Origin of the sequence: Pseudomonas sp. CCI1.1 (assembly GCF_034348165.1) — a bacterium.
Taxonomy (GTDB): domain Bacteria; phylum Pseudomonadota; class Gammaproteobacteria; order Pseudomonadales; family Pseudomonadaceae; genus Aquipseudomonas; species Aquipseudomonas paracarnis.
In genome coordinates, this window is the sequence record NZ_CP133780.1 from 1,240,166 (window position 1) to 1,257,405 (window position 17,240).

A 17,240-nucleotide genomic window follows, 5' to 3' on the forward strand; every position below is an offset into this window, starting at 1 on the left:
GCGTATCCGGACTTTCAATCCGTAATTCACTAACCCACCGACTTCAGTCGGTGGTTGTTTAGTGCTACCACCGGCGTAGACGAACTGATGATTGATGCGCGCATCTACGACCCGACGGCGCGTTGCCGTTCGTATCAACTGGCAGCGGAATCGATTGGAGATCTGCTCACTCACTGACAGCGTGCGCGCCGGTGACCTTCAGGTCACCCGTGCGGAACACACGTGCCAGGTAGTCAAGGGTTCAGAGGATATCGTCCACCACGCCGCCATCGACCCGCAGCGCAGCGCCGCTGGTGGCTGACGCCTGGGTGGAGCAGATATAGACGACCATATTGGCGACCTCATCGACCGTGGCCGCACGTTGAATCAACGAGGTGGGACGGTGGGTCATGACGAATTCGGCAGCGACGGCCTCCAAGGATTTGCCGGAGCGGGCAGACTCTCCTTTGAGCAGCTCAGCCAAGCCATCAGACAGTGTCGGGCCTGGCAGCACGCTGTTAACGGTTACGCCGCTGCCGGCCACACGTTTGGCCAAGCCACGCGACAACGCCAGTTGCGCCGTCTTGGTTACGCCGTAATGAACCATATCGGCCGGGATATTTCGGGCTGACTCCGAGGAGATAAACACCACCCTACCCCAACCTCGTTGGACCATGGCTGGAACCAACGCGCGGCTCAGGCGAACACCGGACATTACGTTAGTTTGCCAATAGTCTTCCCAGCAGTCGTCATCGGCCTCGAAGAAATCGGCCAAACCATAGATGCCGGCGTTGTTGACCAGAATGTCGATGGTGGGAAGCGCAGCTGTAAGAACGCCAACGCCGTCGGCATTGCCCAGATCAGCCGCGACTCCGCTGAAGGTGGCCTGCGGTACCGCTTCGCTCAAACGTGCCAGGGCTTTTTCGACCGAGCTGTCACTCCGCCCGTTGATGATCACGATAGCGCCGGTGAGCGCCAGGCCATGGGCAATGGCGAAGCCGATGCCGCCTGTGGAGGCAGTAACCAAAGCGGTCTTGCCGGCAAGATTGATGTGCATGCGTATTGACCCTCTAGCGCCAGGTAGTACCCGGCAGGTTAGATCGGTTGCTGAATAGTCAGCGGTCTTGTCCGCCGGCTACTGACTGGCGGTGTCAGGTCCGGGTAAACCCATCAAACGGATTCATGTACACCGCGCCAAAGGCATCCAGGTGCTTGCGCGTCGGCGCGTCTGGGTTGCCATAAACTAGCAGGCTGGTGATTTTCACCAGCTCGAGAAACTTTTCGCCGAACGGCGCGAAGGTTTCTTCAATATGGTTAACGACAGCATCGGCACGGTAACGCTCGATAATGTGCACCTCAGTGCGAGCCTCGTTGACGCTGTATTCGTACATCAAGGTGCCAGGCTCTTCGCTCGTAGCGGCGACAATCTTGGCAACCAGCGTTTTAAATTCAGGGAAGTCTTCCGGAGCCAGGCTTAGGGTAAAAATGCTGATGACTTCGTCTTTCATGGGGCGTCCTCACAGAAGTAAATGACCAACCCCATGCGATAGATGCAGAGGGTTGCTGAGTCAGCAGCCATGCTAAGGTAGAGCAGCAAGCTGATAAACAACCTTGAAATCACAGATAGGTAGCGTAATTTGCTACCAACTCTTGCGCCTAGGAAAACGGCAATGACCTCCGAAGATTCCTTCAGCGGCATCCATATTTTTCTCGCCACCGCCCGCTCTGCGACCTTCACAGAGGCAGCCGAGCGCCTGGGGCTGTCCAAGTCGGCCGTAGGTAAGGCGATTGCACGGCTGGAGGCACGGGTGGGTACCAGCCTGTTTTATCGCTCGACCCGCCGCTTGTCCCTGTCTCCGGATGGCGAGGCCTACTTCACCGTGTGGTCCAATGCGCTGGAGGAGATCAAGGCCACCGAGAGCAACCTCGGCAACAAGTTAGGCGTGCCCACAGGGCGCTTGCGGGTGGACATGCCGGTCGCGTTCGGTAAACAGGTGGTACTGCCGGTGCTACTGGAGATGAGCAAACGCTTCCCGCAGTTGCAACTGACCTTGACCTTTAGCGACCAACTGGTGGACCTGACGGAAGAAGGTATCGACCTGGCCATTCGTTTTGGCAGCGTCGACAACGTCCCCGGCCTGGTGGCCAGACGCCTGACGTCACACCGCTGGGTAACCTGTGCAGCGCCGGGTTATCTGGAAGAATATGGTACGCCGTTGACGCTCGAGGACATGGGCCAGCACCGCAGCATCGTCGGCTATCGCCGCGGCAGCCTAATGCCCTGGAAAATGGCCCAGGCCGGGCAATCCTTGAAGTTCTCGCCACCACCGACCTATCAGTTTGACGATGCCGAAGCGATGATTGAAGCCACGCGAGCCGGCCTCGGTATTTGCCAGATGCCGCTCTGTCTATTTGAAAAGGACATCGCCCAGCAGGTTGTTGTTACGGTACTCGAGCCCTTTGAACCGGCGCCTGTCGAGGTCCACGCACTATGGTCGAAGAGCAATCATCTGCGGCCCAAAATTCGTTACCTGGTCGACGAGTTATTGAAGCTGTATGGCCACAGCTAACGGCAGAACGGACAGCTACTGCGCGACCTTGGCGCGGGGTTGATCAACGCCAGCCCCATTAACTCAGGGTGCCACTCAGCAGCCATAGCGATGAGCGCGGACTGATCTGTAACAAAGCCAGGGAGCCCCCAAATACTAGAGCCCGCCGACCAGGGATCTACTCACCAACCTGCGTTCTGGCCAGGCGCAGGGGGCAATATTGGCACCTTGATGTGTAGCTCAGCGCTCCGGCTGGCAGCGGCCTGAAGAGTCGACAAGTGACCGCCAATTATCCCGGTTTTCGAGATAGTTATTCACCAATATCTGAGTTTATCTCCAAAATCGAATCTATAAACTTTGAGCCATCCCCAGCCAATCAGTGCGCTGTGGGTAGGCAGGTCAGTGAGCGGCGCACACGCTTTGCAACGCCGATCAGTCCACCTCTTGCTGCTGCGGCCCCAATATCTAAGCAGGATTTCAACCATGAGTCTGGCCTATCCAGTGTTGTTCGTGTCCCACGGAGCACCAACCTTTGCCATCGAACCCGGCCAGGCCGGGGCACGCCTGGCTGAGCTAGGCCGAGCGCTGCCACGGCCTAGCGCCATCGTAATCGTCTCTCCTCACTGGATGACCCGTGGGAGCGTGCGTGTAGGCAGCAGCAAGGCGCCGGAAACCATTCACGACTTCGGAGGCTTTCCGCAAGCACTGTATCGCCTGCAATACCCTGCAACCGGCAATCCTGCATTGGCCGAGCAAATCTGCAACCTGCTTTCCCGCAATGGGATTGCCGCAACTACCGAATCGAATCGAGGCCTGGACCACGGCGCCTGGGTGCCGTTGCTGCACCTATTGCCCACTGCGGATATCCCGGTGGTCCAAGTGTCCATGCCCCACCCGCTCAATCCATTGGGTGCCTGGCAGCTTGGCCAGGCACTCAAGCCGCTGCGCGATCAGGGCGTGCTGATCATTGGCTCCGGCAGTCTGACCCATAACCTTTATGAGTTCCGTAGCAACTACGGCGACCCGGCTGAGTACGTAGCGCGTTTTTCCGACTGGATCCGTGACGCCCTGCAAGCCGGTGACCTGCCAGCGCTGCTCGCCTACCGCCGCAATGCCCCGGAGGCCGAGCGTGCGCACCCCAGTGAAGAACATTTGTTGCCGCTATTTCTGGCGCTCGGTGCCGCAGGCGAGCACTACGCCGTGGATGTGCTAGAGGGCGGTGTCGCCGACGGCGTACTGGCTATGGACAGCTACCTGTTCAAAAGCCCAACCGCCACTCAGGAGATTACTCAAGCATGAACCTGCCACTAGCCATTTCAGAACTGCAGCAAGAACCGCAATCCGGCCTTGTCTATCGTCGGGTAATCCGTGCTGCTGCCCCTCGTGCACGTCTCCTGCTATTGCATGGTGTAGGCGGTAATGAAACCAATCTGGCAGGCCTTTCCGGCTTTATCCCAGAAGGAATTGAAATATTGCTGGTACGCAGCCGCCTGCAAATCGCAGCTGAGGGCTTTGCCTGGTTTCAGGTAAATTTCACCAACGAAGGCCCGGTGATCGTTGAAGAGCAAGCGGAAACCAGCCGCCAGAAACTAGTGGAGCTTGTAACTGCCTTACCACAAATGCCTACAGTGATAGCTGGCTTTAGCCAGGGCGGTATTCTCAGTGCAAGCGTCGGGCTTAGCGCCCCTCATTGCGTGCTAGGCTTTGGCTTGTTCAGCGGCAGAATTCTCCCTGAGCTGGCACCACACATTGCCAGCGCTCAAGCATTGAGTTCGCTATCGGCGTTTATTGCTCATGGCTATGGTGATAACAAGCTCCCCGTGTCTTGGGCACAAAAAGCGGATGCCTGGTTGCACCAACTGAACGTGCATCATGAAACATACCTGTACGACATGGGCCACGAAATCACCAATGAAGAAGTGGAAGATTTCATTCAGTGGCTGAAGCCTGTATTGAACATCGCCTGAGCGACCTTGATGGTGAACTCCCGCAGTAAACTTACGGAAGTGGATCTACTTCTTAAAGCGTTAGCCAGCCCCCAGCGCCGGTTGATCCTTGAGTGGCTCCGTGACCCAGAGAAACACTTTCCGCAGCAGGAACATGCATTCCTGCTCGGTGTGTGTGCCGGCCAGATTGAGCGCAAGTGCAAGTTGGCCCAATCGACCGTGTCCGATCACTTGCGCACGCTGCATCGCACAGGATTGATTACTTGCCAAAAGCTCGGCCCGATCCATTTTTTTCAAACGCTGCGAATACACCATCGAAATGCTGGTGAAAACATTGAAAGCGATGCTGTAAAGGGGATTTGAGAGCTCTGCCATGACTATTCGCGAGGACACATTTGCATCCATCGATCTCAATTTATTGGTGGTTTTTATGTGTATTTACAAGGAACAAAGTATAACGTTAGCAGCCAAGAGTCTTGGCGTAACACAGCCAGCCGTAAGCAATTCGCTGGTCAAGCTACGTGACAAATTTAATGATCCGCTCTTTACTCGTTCGGGCAGGGGTATTGTGGCAACACCGAAAGCGAAAAAAATTGCTTCTGAATTATGTCCAGCGATGAGACTGATTACAGCCACACTAGCATCGAACTTTAGATAATCCTCTTTGCAGCAGAGCACTATTGGCCTGCTCTAACCTCTCATGACTGGCGGTGTCAGGTGGACTGACAGATGACTGGAGTCTATGTCGCTGGTGGCATCATGTTATGCCGACGCAAGCTGAACATTCCTGTCTGTAATTGAGCAATCATCTGATGGCGAACTCTCATGGTTTACCGTCGCCCTTTCGATACGTATCAATAACACCAGCCACATCAAGGCCAAAGCCCAGCATTGGGTGTAATTGCTCCGCGGAAACAAAGCAGCCATCACCGGAAGTGCTGAATGGCTTGAGGCGGTCAACTGCCCGGCAGTGCAATTGGACGAGGCAAACTCGACAAAGCCTCCGCCTCCAGGCCTGGCACCATCGGCCGCAGTTGCCCGGGGAAAAAGCCGGTGCTGTCCACATAGAGCAGTACCGACTTGGCATCGCGCCAACCGACATAGCCCATCAACGCCTTCTGGTCCCAGCCACTGCGCGTGGCCCAGGTGGCAAAGCCACGGCGTAGGGAGTGGCTGCTATACAACTCGGCGGGCAATCCGGCCGCTTTCAGTACCGCCCGCAGCAGCGGGATGACGCTGTGCGGGTGCAGGCCCTGCTCGCGCAGGTGACCCCAGCGGTCAATGCCGCGGAACACCGGACCGCGGGCGATGCCGGCGACACAGATCCAGTCGTTGTAGGCCTGCACCGGGCAGAGGCGGGCCAGCGCCGGCGCACTGTAGGTCTGTCCCTGGTTGTCACGGTCGCCCTTGCTCCACGGCAGGAACAGCTGCATGCCCTCCCCCGGCCGTACCTGGATGTGCTCGACCTGCAGGCGGCACAGTTCGTCGCTGCGAAAGGCGCGCCAGAAGCCGATCAGCAGCAATGCGCGATTACGCCAGCAGCGCAACAGCTGCGGCAGGTCGCCCTCGTCCAGTGCTTTCTCGCCCGCCCGCTCCAGCCACGCCACGCACTGCTCCAGTTCGCGCAGCTGCAGCGGTTCGGCCTGCTTCTCCGGCTTCGGGTGCAAGGTACGAATGCCCTTGAGGATCTGACGAACCAGCGGGGTCTTGGTCGGATCCGGGAAGCCCTGGCTGACATGCCACTGCGCCAAGGCCGCCAGGCGCAGCTTGAGGGTGTTGCTGGACAACGTGGCGGCGTGATCGACCAAGTAACGCACGATGGCATCGCTGGTCGCCGGCAGAAAGCCGCCCCAGGCGACCTCGAAGTGCTCGAGCGCTTGCCGGTAGCTGCGCCGGGTGTTGGGGCGGGTACCGGCCTGCAGGTACCGCTCGATCTCGTGGCTCATCGACGCACATCCCCTTGATGTACTGGTGAGCGACTGCCAAACGACGAAAAAATCGCCTCACCTTGGATAATTAAAGATTATCCGACCTTATTTATTGGATAGTGGAAATATAATACGTTGGACGTATCATATATTACTGATCAGATGCCGTTGATCGACGAGCCCACCCTAGACCCCAGTAGATTGGCGTTGAAGGCTCAGGAGGCGGCCGCAGGCTTTGTTGCCAGCGGCACCGCCGAAAACACGGTACGGAGCTATCGCAGCGCCCTCGCCTACTGGTCGGCTTGGCTGCACCTGCGCTACGGCGTTGCGATGGGCGATGCGCCTGTACAGTCGACTGTAGTCATTCAGTTCGTGGTGGATCACCTGGCGCGCCCACTGGCAAATGGTGCATGGACCTATCTGCTACCGCCGACCATCGATGCCGCGTTAGTCGCGGCACGTGTGAAGGCAAAGCCGGGACCTCTGAGCTACAACACGGTATGTCATCGGCTTTCGGCACTGGGCAGGTGGCATCGCTTCAACAACTGGGAAAGCCCAACTGAAGCACTGGCAGTGAAAACGCTGCTGCGAGATGCGCGAAAAGCCCAGGCGCGCCAGGGGGTAGTTGTCCGCAAAAAGACGGCAGCTGTGGTGGAGGCTCTGGAGGCCATGTTGGCGACCTGTACGGATGGCATTCGCGGTACTCGTGATAGCGCCCTCCTCCTGATGGCGTGGAGTGGCGGCGGGCGTCGTCGATCCGAGGTGACCGGCCTGCAGGTCGACGATGTGCGCAAACTGGATGAAGACACTTGGCTCTATACGCTGGGCGTCACCAAAACAGACACCACGGGATCCCGTCGCGAAAAACCTCTGCTGGGTCGCGCTGCACACGCGTTGACGGCTTGGCTCATCGCCGCGCCCGCCGATACCGGTCCGCTTTTTCGGCGCCTCTACAAGGGCGGCAAAGTCAGCCCGTTCGGACTATCGTCTGATCAGGTAGCACGGATCGTTCAGCGCCGCGCCAAATTGGCTGGCCTCGACGGCGACTGGGCCGCGCACAGCTTACGCTCGGGCTTTGTAACGGAAGCGGGTCGCCAGGGGGCCCCATTGGGTGAAGTGATGGCCATGACTGAACATCGCAGTGTCGAAACCGTTATGGGCTACTTCCAAGCCGGAGTGCTGCTGAGCAGCCGCGCCTCGATGTTGCTTCAACCCCTGCCCGCCCCATCAGGCCCAACCAACCAGCCTGACTAGCGGTCGACGCACCGCGTCGGAAAATGCCGCGCACGCGTGTCCTATTGAGAGGTGGAGCTCCTGGTTATGAGTCCATTGCACGGTAGCGGAATTGATGCGCAACCCCAGCTGGGCACTCGCAACTCCGGGTGTAACCAATACATGACCGCATGGCGACGCCCAAGCAGCCAGCATCTCAGCATGCTTCGTCTACTCGGGTAGTTAAGCAAACAGCTGGCGGCCCTGCGCTAGACAGCGAAGGCTCCGTCGCAGGGGCAAGATAGTCAAGTGCTTACCAGTCGCTGTGGCCTGCGCTCGCCTTATGAATACGCCTGGTCGGCAGGTGCGCTTCAAATACCCACACTGAAAGTCTTACCAGACTCGACCCTGTGCTTGCTGCACAAGTCGCGAAGCTTTTTTTCCGAACCGTCAGGATGAATTTGTACGAGCACGCCATCCTTCGCCATTATCAGTGAATGCCCTGCGGCAACCGCACGCAGATACGCAGCATTAGTGGCGACGGCGGCCAGCTTAGGAATCATTGCCTCTAGTCGGTCTATTTCATCATCACTGAGTTCGCTCATGCTCTGTTCTCTGCTCCTGCCAGCCTGATGTCGATGCTGCCCGTAGAAAAGATATCCATGAGCGACCCTACGCCCCGATCACAGGTAAGTCGATCCCATTTTTGACGCACACAGTGAAGCCTCGACTTAGCCGCTCAGCACTCCACAGCGTACGTGCAAATTCGAGTCGATGTGACAGCAGCCTTGATGTGAACAAACCATCGTAGCCGTAGCAAGATGAGTGCATTCGCTTCTAAGCATCTGAGCCCTCTTCAGGTGGACAAAAAATGCCGTCAGCCCTTGGAAGGCTAGACCGCCAGCTGTCACCGGGCATGATCCGGCACATGTACAGATCGAACAGCGGCGCGGTAAAAGCGGCGCCGTTGTGGGGCGGCGACCAGATCATCCCTTTGCTAATCAGGGAGTTGCGAATTGAGGTGAGAGATCGGCTTGTACGGCCCAGGGATGCCGCAATGTCGCCCGAACGATGAGGCCCCTCCCCAAGCGAAGCCATGGCGCGCAAATAAATGTGTTCTGCCACGGTCATTCGGTCGAGTCTTACCCTAAAAAAACCTTCGTCCAGAGCAGCAATAACGTGCCCGGACGCCTTCTGGACGTCTGCAAGCGTGATGTGGTTATTCTGCCCTGCGTCCCAGACATGACTGCCCCACTCTTGAATGAAATAAGGGTAGCCGCGTGTGAGGTGAGCAACCATGTCGGCCGCTTCTGAGTCTACAGTCACGCCCTCGGCCTCCGCTGGTTTTACAAAGGCCAGACGCGTCTGGTGTGGCTCCAGCGAACCGACCTCTAGGTAGTCGAAGAGGCGCTTCGCGTGGTTTTTCACATGTCCAGCAGGGTGTCGGAGTTGTGGGAGGCCTGCACCGACGAGGGCAACCGGCAAGATCAATCGCGAGACGCGATGCAGCGCTGCGATAAGCGCGGCGAGCTGTTCTTCTGCTACGTTTTGCAGCTCATCCACGAAAATAACAAGGACGGTGTGAGCTGCTTTGGCGGCTTCACCGAGTTTAGTCAGCAGGGTTGTAAATTCCTCCTCGAGATCACCTTTGCCCGCCAGAGCTGCCTCGGCTTCGTAGTCAATACCGACCTTGAGATCGCTGAACTTCGGCTCCAAAGCCTTGGCAAAACCGGCTAAGGCTCGCAGTCCAGTTATCGCTGCGTTCTTGGCAGGTACGATACAGCTCAGCCGCAGCAAGGCGAGACGGAGCTGTGGCGCGAGTATCGCTGGCAGAGAGCGATACTCGGATGACTCAACGTAGACGGCGAGATTGCCCGAGGCTTCGGCATCTCGCAGCATCTGGTTCAACAGTACTGTTTTGCCGACACCCCGCACCCCAACCAGGATTACGCTTTTGGCAGGTCGGCCCACGCGAATTCCCCCGATCGACTGACGGACCCGCTCGCGCAGTTGATCGCGACCTGCCAGCTCAGGTGGAGGCGTACCAGCGCCAGGGGAGTACGGATTGCAGACGGGGTCCATATGCACCCGCGTTAATAGGAATAGCGAACAGCGGGAATGGGCCGATAAACAGCTAAATCCAAGCTTTTCACCCCGCCATCACCTGCATACCCGAGACTCGGCAAATGTTGGTCCAGCTGGAGTTACCTATCAAGCCAAGCTGCCTCCGTCATTGAAAAAAATCATCGCGAGCGACCCGTCCGAAATTGCCTAAGTCTTCGTCGACGTCGATGAACATGGTATTCACCATCCGCGCGCTCTTCAGGTCGGCCATTGTTCTGAAAAAAAGGGTTCGCAGAGATGGACCTCATAACGCTCACCATCATGAACCGAGCCGAATCCCCAACTGCCCTGAAGGGTCCCAAATTGCAACCCATATCCTTCAACACGCGTACTATCGCCGCAAACATCACAAAGGACGTCACTGACGCATTCGAACTGTTCCGCCGCTGTGATTTTCATTGAGAGGCTCCTTTGGGTCCAGTGAATCAGCTTGCTGCAGCGAGCCTGCGACCCGCCAGCATCACTCCGGTAACCGCCTGTACGGTCAGGCGTCGCCAACGCCTGGCACAGGCGGACCACAATGAGCCCGGATCCCGCCCTATCTCGCCATGCGTACCTTTCGGCATGGCCTGTTGTACGGTCGGCAGATCGAGTTAATGGCGGACGCCATTTTGTGCAGCATTTGCGGCGCAGATAAGACCGCACTTGGGGCAGTGCTGATCGGCGACAGACGATCCAAGCTATCCGTTCTGGACGAACTAGCAAATTGCATGTGCGCGATGCGCGCCACTGATGCCATGGCGCTGACGTGGGCGTCTTTAGCACTCCTTCAAGGCTTGCTCCAGTCAGCGACCCCTCCTTCAAACAAGACGCATCGAAGAGCAGTAAATTTGTTGCTTTGCTGCAGCCAAGGTGTGGCGGCAGTCTCTTTGAGAGTAGGTATGGCCCGAGGCCGTCTTAAAGTCGTAACCCATGACTCGCTCGTCCTGATCATAGACCCTAACGAGCTCTATGAGCATCTCCATCGTCCAATTACCGGATCCATTCAGCCGCGATGGCAACACCACCTGAACTGCCTCAATCAGTGTTCCTTCAGCGCGTTTCACTAGCATCTGCTCGAACTCATCCTCCGTTGGAATCAAGAGCATCGTCCTCCATGCGGCTGCCTTCTGGCGGCGGTTAATCATCACGTAAAACCAAGGGCGATGATCATCGAGCTCGACGAATCGCCACATCTGGGAGTCGTCTCCAAACAGCGCTGGATACATGATTTCAGCGCGCTTGTACGTAATAAACATCAGCACACCCTCTTTTAAGCTGTATATAGCATAGCTCCAGAAGCACTAAAAAGGCTTCATCGTTCCTTTTGCGAGACAGCAAATGGAACTGAATGAAGCGCTTGGTTTGGTGATCAGGAATCTACGTATTTCGAAGGATATGCCTCAGGAAGGGCTTGGGCCTAGTCAGAGCTATATCAGTGCGATCGAGCGCGGCAAATGGAAACCATCGATTGAAAAGGTTGAGCAGATTGCTGAGATCATTGGCATTCATCCCCTAACGCTTCTGTTCCTGGCTTATCAAAGGCAAACACCCGAACTAAAACCCGAAGACTTACTGAAAAAAATCCATCGAGAAATCACGAGCTTGAAGGGTTGCCTGAGACTTGAGTAGGTTCGACATGGAATCGAATCGGCAACCGATCCCAAAAAGCATTTGATCGCAACGTCGCCAGTTGCTCTGCTGCCCGGCGCGCGGGCTTTCTTGCTCGCAATCAACAGCGAGCATGAATTCAGTCGCGAATAGCCACTGCATGAATTCGAGTGATAGACCTCGCCCATCGCAACAAACATCGATGACACGTGCTTAGCGTGACGCAAGCCTTGAAGAGTCACGCCTCCACTGATCCGGCAAGGCTACTCCCCAAGGGACCTTCGGCAGGCGTTCCATGCTGTTCCGGAGGGCCTGTGCACATGCGATGTCTAACCCTTCGAGGGCGCCTGAGATAGCGACACGCCGACCATCTGCTCTTGATATGGGAAGTGTTCGGTACCGCCGTTCTGAATGGTAAGGTGTGATGTCGGCCATTTTGCCGCAGGGAACAGGGTATTGAACGGAACATTCTTTCCCGATTGCGGCGGGTGCTCCAGCAGGCAGATCTGCCCAAGGGACGCTCTGACGCCTACGAACACTTTTCACCGTAACAGTGATCCTACTGTCGGGCTAAATACCTCTAGCTTCCGCAAACGGCCAGAAGCGGACGGTACAACCCGGATTGCGACTTCAACACAGTTCCTGCCAGAATGTCGTTCGGCTCGACCTGCATCGCGTCTAGCGCCTTTAAACGTTGGGGGCGGGTGTTAGCCGGAAACGAACCGAGGTCAGCCAACTGTTGCCGACGCTAGAGCGCAAATACGTTGGTAAGAGTTCGCGTCGCTCGATCCTGCAAGCATCCCACAACGAGGTGACATGGGATGGTCGGCGTATCCAGTGTGAACAAGCTCGCCCGGTTTGAGGTGAGCAGTACGATCGGATCAACCACAATGTTGCAGATACAGAAGCCGCGCACTCTTATCGAGTGCGCAGAAATAACGGGCAAAACAGGCGCAGCAGCCCCAGCCGGTAGCTCAGCGTTATGGCCGTTGCTACGGCGGCGACCGGCAACAGGGTGAGCCAGACCAGCACCGCCATCGACGGATGGTCAGCCTTGAAGCAGCACACAGCCGATACCATCAGCGCCAGCCAGCCCAGGCTGCGTAGATAGTCCGGCGCAACCTCGTCGGCGCTGAACACCTGGCGCCAGTGCGCCGGCAGGGACAACGCCAACCAACTGGTCGCCAAGCCCATGCTGGCGGCGGCACCCAGCAACCACAGACCTGCATTACTCATAGGCCACCCCACCGATGCGAGTCCGGTCCGCGACCTCAACCGTAAGCGTCCGCCCAACTCACCTTGCGTAAGTTAGGCAGGCACCCACTGATGTGGCAGCAGCTGCCCGATCTCACTGGCCCTCTGTGTTGGCAACCGAGTCAGCACATCTTTGAGATAGGCATACGGATCATGCCCATTCATACGCGCCGACTGGATCAGGCTCATGATTGCCGCAGCCCGTTTACCACTGCGTAGCGACCCGGCAAACAGCCAGTTCGAGCGCCCGAGTGCCCAGGGCCGTATCTGGTTCTCGACTTGATTGTTGTCGATCGGCACAGCTCCATCGTCCAGGTAGCGCGTCAGCGCTACCCAGCGTTTCAGGCTGTAGTCGAGGGCTTTGGCCGTGGCTGATCCGTTGGGCACCAGGTCGCGCTGGGCCAACATCCAGTCATGCAGTTTTTTGAGGATCGGTACCGCCAGTTCCTGACGTATTCGCCACCGATCTTCATCACTCATTTCCCGCGCTTGGCGTTCGACTTCGTACAAGCCGCTGATCGAGTGCAGCGCTTGTTCGGCCAGCTGACTTTTGTTCGCCACGTGCAGATCGAAAAACTTGCGACGGGCGTGAGCCATGCAGCCGATTTCAGTGATGCCTTGCTCAAATCCGGCCTTGTAGCCAGCGAAGTCATCGCAAACCAGCTTACCGTTCCAGTCGCCCAGGAAGTTGCGTGCATGTTGTCCGGCACGGCTTGGGCTGAAGTCGTAAACCACCGCGTTGAGCGCCGAAAACGGCGTCGTGCTGTAGGCCCAGACGTAGGCCCGGTGGGTTTTCTTCTCGCCTGGCGCAAGCATTTGCACCGGTGTTTCATCGGCGTGAATCACACGCTGGTTCAACACCGCCTCACGCAGAGCATCAACTAGCGGTTGAAGTCTCACGCCAGTTTCTCCGACCCATTGCGCCAAGGTCGAGCGCGCAATTGCCAGTCCGGCGCGACCAAAGATTTTCTCCTGCCGGTACAGCGGCAAGTGATCGGCAAACTTGGCCACCATCACGTGGGCCAGTAGGCCTGCGGTCGGTATACCTTTGTCGATAACCTGCGCCGGCACCGGCGCCTGGATCAGGGTTTCGCACTGGCGACAGGCCCATTTGCCCCGCACATGTTGCTCGACGGTAAACACGCCCGGCGTGTAATCCAGCTTCTCGCTGACGTCTTCGCCGATGCGTTGAAGTTGACAGCCACAGGCGCACTGGGTGTTTTCGGGTTCGTGACGAATCACCGTGCGTGGAAACTGTGGCGGCAATGGCGCACGTTTCGGCGATTGCCGTGGTTCGACCTGTGGCGCAGCGGGAAGAAGCTGTTTCAGCTCGGCCTCGATAGCCTCAAGGTCGGTGTCGAGCAGGTCATCCAGCAAGCTGCTTTGCGCCGGGCTGATTTGTTCGCTGCGCTTGGCGAACTTGTGCCGTTTGAGCAGGGCGATTTCGAACATGAACTGTTCGATGAGGATTTCATCGTTCTGAATCTTCCTGCTCATCGCCTCGACCTGGGACTGCAACTGCAACGCCTGTGCCGCCAAGGCACGAAGCTGTTCCGGGGTCATCTGGTCGAGGCTGGGCGAGAAAGTCATGCCGCCAATTGTGCCAGAGCAGGCACGGGGCGACGACAAGCAGACCGGCCAAATGGCCGGCGTTTACAGCACGCTAATCACACCGCCTGCACCGACGCGCTGCCACGGCAGGCCCAGCACCAATGCCTGGAGTTGTTCGCTGTCGAGTTCGACCTCGCCGCCGTGGCGAATGCCGGGCCAATGGAACTTGCCTTGGTTCAGTCGTCTCGCTGCGAGCCAGACGCCGACGCCATCGTGCACCAGCACTTTCATTCGATTAGCCCGGCGATTGGCGAACAGATAAGCGCAGTGCGGCTTCGCCGCACCGAACACCGCAATCACCCGGGCTAATGCCGTCTCGGTGCCAGCGCGCATGTCCATCGGCTCGGTGGCCAGCCAGATGGCATCGATGCGGATCATTGAGCGACAGCCCGAATAAATTGCGCACAACCCTCGGGATCCGAGGCTGGCCATTTCACCGTAATCACTTGCCCGGCCACGGGCAACTCGATGATCACTGACGTTTCGACTGACCGTTTAGGTGGGGCTTTTAGCGGGACGAAAGCCGGTAGTGAAGCCGCTGCGGGCTGATCTCGATAGAGCGGCAGCCATTTGCGGATGACGTTGGCATTGATGCCGTGGCTGATGGCGACACTGGACACGGTTGCGCCAGGTTGCAGGCATTCCTGAACGACCTGGGCTTTGAATGGTTTGGGATAAGAGCTTCGTTGGCGCATGGAAATCCTGGCGATAAGGGTGATCGCGTCCGCTTAAAAATACGCGGACACCATCGCCCTTAATGCTGGAGTTCGGAAGGTGAGTTCGCCGGACGCTTACCCTCAACCGGCCTTGCCAGACGACGCGCGGTGAGTAGCGCTATCAGCGCGCAGGCCAACAGGCTCAGATCGACGCCGGCCACGGCCCAGTAGGGTTCAAGCAGCATCCTTTTGACCAGGTGGTCCCCCGTGGTGATCCAGTTGAGCAGCACCGCAGCGACGCAGAGCAGCGCCAGGCCGGATTGTGCCGCGCCTGGGCCACTGGTGCACTACGCAACAGCGCATGCAGCAAACTCAGCAGCCAGGCACCCCAGAACACCCACTTTTCCCATTCGCCACGGCCAGGCATGGGCTCAGGCAGCAGCCGGTTGGCCGCCAGCATGGCGACCGCTGCCAGCAGCATGCCGGTAACCGTGGTGACTGCCATGGCGTCAACCAACCGACAGCCCTGCAGCCCGAGTCGGGCGTGCTCCTGCTTGCGTATCTCGACGAAGAACACAAAACCGCTGGCGATGCACACACAGCCGAGCAGACCGCCCGCCACGTACAGCCAGCGCAGCGCCCAGTGTTCGAAGTGCTGCAGGTGCAAGCCGGTGAGAAATTGATTGACGGAACCAACCGGGTCACTCGGCGGGTCGTTGCGCAGTAGCTCGCCGGTACTGGCCTTGAAGTGAATGCCCTCCCCGACCAGCGCCACACGATCACTGCCGGCGCGGTAGATGCTGACGTAGCCGTTGGCGTCATTTAGATGCTCGATAGTCAGCAGCCCGACCTCTCCCGGCATATCGCGCGTAGCCCAGATGCGCTTGGCCTCGGCCACCATGGCATTGGCGGAGGCCATCTTCGCGGGCACACCGGCCTCATCATGGGGCAAGCCGGTATGCGCCGCCTCGATCACCTCATGCCGATTATGCAGCGGTTTGAGCAAGGTCCCGGAGACCGGGAAGTAGTACATCGACGCGAAGATCACCAACCGGTGAAGGCAAAAAAGAAGTGGAACGGCAACGCCACCACGCCAGTCATGTTATGCAGGTCCAGCGCGCTGCGCTGGGTCCGCTTGCGCGGACGGAAGGTGAAAAACTCCTTGAAGATCTTACGATTGATCATCCGCTGGGTCCTTTGGCTGGTTGGGGATACCAAACTCGCCACCAATGCTCAGCACGGGATCTCGGTGGGTGGTGTAGGCATAGAGCGAGACCATGGGCATGGTTTCCGGCGCCGGCAGGTCGCCGATTACCCGCCCTTTGGTTGCCGCCATATCCACCGGATGCGGTTTGAGATCGGCAAATACCTGTTTCAGCAGGTTGTTGTAGGACGGCATAGGCTGCGGCTCGAAGCGCGTATCGGGGATCGCCCAACGATCGATCTCGCGGTCGAACACCGACAGTGCACCGAAAAAGAAGACGACCATCAGCACGAAGCCCAGCACCAAACCGAACCAGGTGTGTACCCAGGCCATGGATTGGCGAAAGTTGTTCAGCATGGCTCTGCTCCTATCCGATGATCATGCGCTGCAGCTGCCAGGCAACAGCCAGCATCAAGACGCTGCCGAGCGCCAGTACCATCGAGACCCGCCACAGACTGGCTGCGGAAACAGCGCGAGATACAGGACGAAGGCCAGCATCATCATCGCCTGCTCGGCGGCATGGTAATCGACCCCAACCCCATTCAGCGCCGCCACGCCCTAGACGAATGCATAGCAGCCGAAGATCGCGGCCAGAACACGAGATACCACCACAACAGGAGCCATTACTGACAGGCTCACCAGCTGTAGCTCAGCTTGGCGGTGAGTTCTCGGCCCGGATTGTAGTAATCCGCAGTTCCGGAGCCCACGACATGCTGCTCATCCAAAAGATTACTGACATTGACCGCCAGATCCGTGTCCTTGGCAATCTGGTAATTGAAGGCTGCATCAAACAAGGTCGTCGCCTCGCTCTCGCCGGTGTCATTGAAATACCTTGAACTGAACCGTCAGCCCAAGCGAAAGAGCAGGATTGCGCTGTTCTGGAAATCCAGCCAAGCTCTTCTGAGGAAACGAATAGCTGCGGAGTCGTGGGTATGCCGTTCTCTCCAAAGCAGCCATCGCTTAGCACCCAAGCATGCAAAAAGATCAGCATAGACGCTCGCAGGTATGACGCAGGAGGGGCAAGGCGCAAATATATAAACTGCTTTATATCAATAATATACAGGTCTTATGTCCTGATTTTCCTTAATCTCGGCATAATCCTTACATTAACTAGCAGGAAATTAAATGTTAAAAGCCCTGCGTGCATCTAGCATGTGGAGTTTTTCTCCTTGCAGCCAGCCGGCAAC

General features: G+C 57.7%; 22 protein-coding genes. 7 read left to right on the forward strand and 15 right to left on the reverse strand.

All coding sequences use genetic code 11. The features are described from left to right. Positions 1-241 precede the first annotated feature (241 nt). Positions 242-1,036 carry an SDR family NAD(P)-dependent oxidoreductase gene (locus RHM69_RS05350; RefSeq protein ID WP_023628975.1) on the reverse strand — a complete coding sequence of 265 codons (795 nt, stop codon included), beginning with the start codon at positions 1,034-1,036 and terminating at the stop codon, positions 242-244. A gap of 94 nt (positions 1,037-1,130) precedes the next feature. Then, positions 1,131-1,487 carry a putative quinol monooxygenase gene (locus RHM69_RS05355; RefSeq protein ID WP_023048080.1) on the reverse strand — a complete coding sequence of 119 codons (357 nt, stop codon included), beginning with the start codon at positions 1,485-1,487 and terminating at the stop codon, positions 1,131-1,133. A 162-nt stretch (positions 1,488-1,649) separates the two neighbouring features. Here RHM69_RS05355 and RHM69_RS05360 point away from each other — a divergent pair, with 162 nt between their 5' ends. The 5 genes from RHM69_RS05360 (at position 1,650) to RHM69_RS05380 (ending at position 5,132) form a co-directional block, all read left to right on the forward strand. After that, entirely contained in the window at positions 1,650-2,549 is a 900-nt protein-coding gene (locus tag RHM69_RS05360; RefSeq protein ID WP_023048079.1) for a LysR substrate-binding domain-containing protein, read from the forward strand. A 462-nt stretch (positions 2,550-3,011) separates the two neighbouring features. Continuing rightward, positions 3,012-3,827: a DODA-type extradiol aromatic ring-opening family dioxygenase gene (locus RHM69_RS05365; RefSeq protein ID WP_023048078.1), complete on the forward strand. Its 816-nt coding sequence runs from the start codon at positions 3,012-3,014 to the stop codon at positions 3,825-3,827. Continuing rightward, positions 3,824-4,495 (forward strand): alpha/beta hydrolase, encoded by a 672-nt coding sequence (locus RHM69_RS05370; RefSeq protein WP_023048077.1) that lies wholly within the window; start codon positions 3,824-3,826, stop codon positions 4,493-4,495. Before RHM69_RS05365 ends, RHM69_RS05370 begins: the two co-directional genes overlap by 4 nt. Before the next feature lie 9 nt (positions 4,496-4,504). Further along, positions 4,505-4,837 carry an ArsR/SmtB family transcription factor gene (locus RHM69_RS05375; protein ID WP_223194054.1) on the forward strand — a complete coding sequence of 111 codons (333 nt, stop codon included), beginning with the start codon at positions 4,505-4,507 and terminating at the stop codon, positions 4,835-4,837. Between the two features lie 10 nt (positions 4,838-4,847). Then, entirely contained in the window at positions 4,848-5,132 is a 285-nt protein-coding gene (locus tag RHM69_RS05380) for a LysR family transcriptional regulator (protein ID WP_071576115.1), read from the forward strand. A gap of 298 nt (positions 5,133-5,430) precedes the next feature. Here the strand turns inward: RHM69_RS05380 and RHM69_RS05385 are convergent, their stop codons facing one another. Next, a complete protein-coding gene (locus RHM69_RS05385; RefSeq protein ID WP_023628979.1) occupies positions 5,431-6,420 on the reverse strand; it encodes a site-specific integrase in 990 nt (329 codons plus the stop codon). Between the two features lie 117 nt (positions 6,421-6,537). Between RHM69_RS05385 and RHM69_RS05390 the strand changes: the two genes are divergently transcribed. Continuing rightward, positions 6,538-7,656, forward strand: coding sequence for a site-specific integrase (locus RHM69_RS05390; protein WP_028688847.1), 1,119 nt, complete (start codon positions 6,538-6,540; stop codon positions 7,654-7,656). Between the two features lie 329 nt (positions 7,657-7,985). On the opposite strand, the gene RHM69_RS05395 is transcribed toward RHM69_RS05390, so the two are convergent. From RHM69_RS05395 to RHM69_RS05410, 4 genes are all read right to left on the reverse strand, one after another. Then, positions 7,986-8,219: a hypothetical protein gene (locus RHM69_RS05395; RefSeq protein ID WP_023048074.1), complete on the reverse strand. Its 234-nt coding sequence runs from the start codon at positions 8,217-8,219 to the stop codon at positions 7,986-7,988. 232 nt (positions 8,220-8,451) lie between these two features. Further along, a complete protein-coding gene (locus tag RHM69_RS05400) occupies positions 8,452-9,696 on the reverse strand; it encodes an ATP-binding protein (protein ID WP_023628980.1) in 1,245 nt (414 codons plus the stop codon). Between the two features lie 240 nt (positions 9,697-9,936). Then, positions 9,937-10,137 (reverse strand): hypothetical protein, encoded by a 201-nt coding sequence (locus RHM69_RS05405; protein WP_370694611.1) that lies wholly within the window; start codon positions 10,135-10,137, stop codon positions 9,937-9,939. A gap of 401 nt (positions 10,138-10,538) precedes the next feature. Next, on the reverse strand, positions 10,539-10,976 hold the full coding sequence (locus tag RHM69_RS05410; protein ID WP_023628983.1) for a hypothetical protein: 438 nt from the start codon (positions 10,974-10,976) through the stop codon (positions 10,539-10,541). An 82-nt stretch (positions 10,977-11,058) separates the two neighbouring features. Between RHM69_RS05410 and RHM69_RS05415 the strand changes: the two genes are divergently transcribed. Further along, complete coding sequence (locus RHM69_RS05415) at positions 11,059-11,349, forward strand: helix-turn-helix domain-containing protein (protein WP_023628984.1); 291 nt, start codon at positions 11,059-11,061, stop codon at positions 11,347-11,349. 897 nt (positions 11,350-12,246) lie between these two features. Here RHM69_RS05415 and RHM69_RS05420 read toward each other — a convergent pair. The 8 genes from RHM69_RS05420 to RHM69_RS05455 all read right to left on the reverse strand — a co-directional run bounded on the left by RHM69_RS05420 (position 12,247) and on the right by RHM69_RS05455 (position 16,847). Continuing rightward, positions 12,247-12,564 (reverse strand): DUF3325 family protein, encoded by a 318-nt coding sequence (locus RHM69_RS05420; protein WP_024075430.1) that lies wholly within the window; start codon positions 12,562-12,564, stop codon positions 12,247-12,249. A 72-nt stretch (positions 12,565-12,636) separates the two neighbouring features. Next, on the reverse strand, positions 12,637-14,172 hold the full coding sequence (gene tnpC / locus RHM69_RS05425) for an IS66 family transposase (protein ID WP_033902866.1): 1,536 nt from the start codon (positions 14,170-14,172) through the stop codon (positions 12,637-12,639). 63 nt (positions 14,173-14,235) lie between these two features. Then, complete coding sequence (gene tnpB, locus RHM69_RS05430; protein ID WP_033902865.1) at positions 14,236-14,571, reverse strand: IS66 family insertion sequence element accessory protein TnpB; 336 nt, start codon at positions 14,569-14,571, stop codon at positions 14,236-14,238. Next, a complete protein-coding gene (tnpA, locus tag RHM69_RS05435; RefSeq protein ID WP_071576116.1) occupies positions 14,568-14,888 on the reverse strand; it encodes an IS66-like element accessory protein TnpA in 321 nt (106 codons plus the stop codon). The genes tnpB and tnpA overlap by 4 nt, the downstream gene beginning before the upstream one ends. Before the next feature lie 163 nt (positions 14,889-15,051). Further along, the gene (locus tag RHM69_RS05440) at positions 15,052-15,882 is read right to left on the reverse strand and encodes a PepSY-associated TM helix domain-containing protein (RefSeq protein ID WP_196448527.1); all 831 of its coding nucleotides are present in this window, start codon (positions 15,880-15,882) and stop codon (positions 15,052-15,054) included. Positions 15,883-15,893: 11 nt separating this feature from the next. Beyond that, positions 15,894-16,034: a PepSY domain-containing protein gene (locus RHM69_RS05445; RefSeq protein WP_196448528.1), complete on the reverse strand. Its 141-nt coding sequence runs from the start codon at positions 16,032-16,034 to the stop codon at positions 15,894-15,896. Further along, the gene (locus RHM69_RS05450; protein WP_090515957.1) at positions 16,021-16,410 is read right to left on the reverse strand and encodes a PepSY-associated TM helix domain-containing protein; all 390 of its coding nucleotides are present in this window, start codon (positions 16,408-16,410) and stop codon (positions 16,021-16,023) included. Before RHM69_RS05450 ends, RHM69_RS05445 begins: the two co-directional genes overlap by 14 nt. 278 nt (positions 16,411-16,688) lie before the next feature. Further along, on the reverse strand, positions 16,689-16,847 hold the full coding sequence (locus RHM69_RS05455; protein WP_023628987.1) for a TonB-dependent receptor: 159 nt from the start codon (positions 16,845-16,847) through the stop codon (positions 16,689-16,691). Positions 16,848-17,240: the final 393 nt, after the last annotated feature.

Bases quoted from the DNA above. Each gene is read 5' to 3' on its own strand.
- RHM69_RS05350 (WP_023628975.1), bottom strand. From the start codon at position 1,036: ATGCACATCAATCTTGCCGGCAAGACCGCTTTGGTTACTGCCTCCACA.
- RHM69_RS05355 (WP_023048080.1), bottom strand. From the start codon at position 1,487: ATGAAAGACGAAGTCATCAGCATTTTTACCCTAAGCCTGGCTCCGGAA.
- RHM69_RS05360 (WP_023048079.1), top strand. From the start codon at position 1,650: ATGACCTCCGAAGATTCCTTCAGCGGCATCCATATTTTTCTCGCCACC.
- RHM69_RS05365 (WP_023048078.1), top strand. From the start codon at position 3,012: ATGAGTCTGGCCTATCCAGTGTTGTTCGTGTCCCACGGAGCACCAACC.
- RHM69_RS05370 (WP_023048077.1), top strand. From the start codon at position 3,824: ATGAACCTGCCACTAGCCATTTCAGAACTGCAGCAAGAACCGCAATCC.
- RHM69_RS05375 (WP_223194054.1), top strand. From the start codon at position 4,505: ATGGTGAACTCCCGCAGTAAACTTACGGAAGTGGATCTACTTCTTAAA.
- RHM69_RS05380 (WP_071576115.1), top strand. From the start codon at position 4,848: ATGACTATTCGCGAGGACACATTTGCATCCATCGATCTCAATTTATTG.
- RHM69_RS05385 (WP_023628979.1), bottom strand. From the start codon at position 6,420: ATGAGCCACGAGATCGAGCGGTACCTGCAGGCCGGTACCCGCCCCAAC.
- RHM69_RS05395 (WP_023048074.1), bottom strand. From the start codon at position 8,219: ATGAGCGAACTCAGTGATGATGAAATAGACCGACTAGAGGCAATGATT.
- RHM69_RS05400 (WP_023628980.1), bottom strand. From the start codon at position 9,696: ATGGACCCCGTCTGCAATCCGTACTCCCCTGGCGCTGGTACGCCTCCA.
- RHM69_RS05405 (WP_370694611.1), bottom strand. From the start codon at position 10,137: ATGAAAATCACAGCGGCGGAACAGTTCGAATGCGTCAGTGACGTCCTT.
- RHM69_RS05410 (WP_023628983.1), bottom strand. From the start codon at position 10,976: ATGTTTATTACGTACAAGCGCGCTGAAATCATGTATCCAGCGCTGTTT.
- RHM69_RS05415 (WP_023628984.1), top strand. From the start codon at position 11,059: ATGGAACTGAATGAAGCGCTTGGTTTGGTGATCAGGAATCTACGTATT.
- RHM69_RS05420 (WP_024075430.1), bottom strand. From the start codon at position 12,564: ATGAGTAATGCAGGTCTGTGGTTGCTGGGTGCCGCCGCCAGCATGGGC.
- tnpC (WP_033902866.1), bottom strand. From the start codon at position 14,172: ATGACTTTCTCGCCCAGCCTCGACCAGATGACCCCGGAACAGCTTCGT.
- tnpB (WP_033902865.1), bottom strand. From the start codon at position 14,571: ATGATCCGCATCGATGCCATCTGGCTGGCCACCGAGCCGATGGACATG.
- tnpA (WP_071576116.1), bottom strand. From the start codon at position 14,888: ATGCGCCAACGAAGCTCTTATCCCAAACCATTCAAAGCCCAGGTCGTT.
- RHM69_RS05440 (WP_196448527.1), bottom strand. From the start codon at position 15,882: ATGTACTACTTCCCGGTCTCCGGGACCTTGCTCAAACCGCTGCATAAT.
- RHM69_RS05445 (WP_196448528.1), bottom strand. From the start codon at position 16,034: ATGATCAATCGTAAGATCTTCAAGGAGTTTTTCACCTTCCGTCCGCGC.
- RHM69_RS05450 (WP_090515957.1), bottom strand. From the start codon at position 16,410: ATGCTGAACAACTTTCGCCAATCCATGGCCTGGGTACACACCTGGTTC.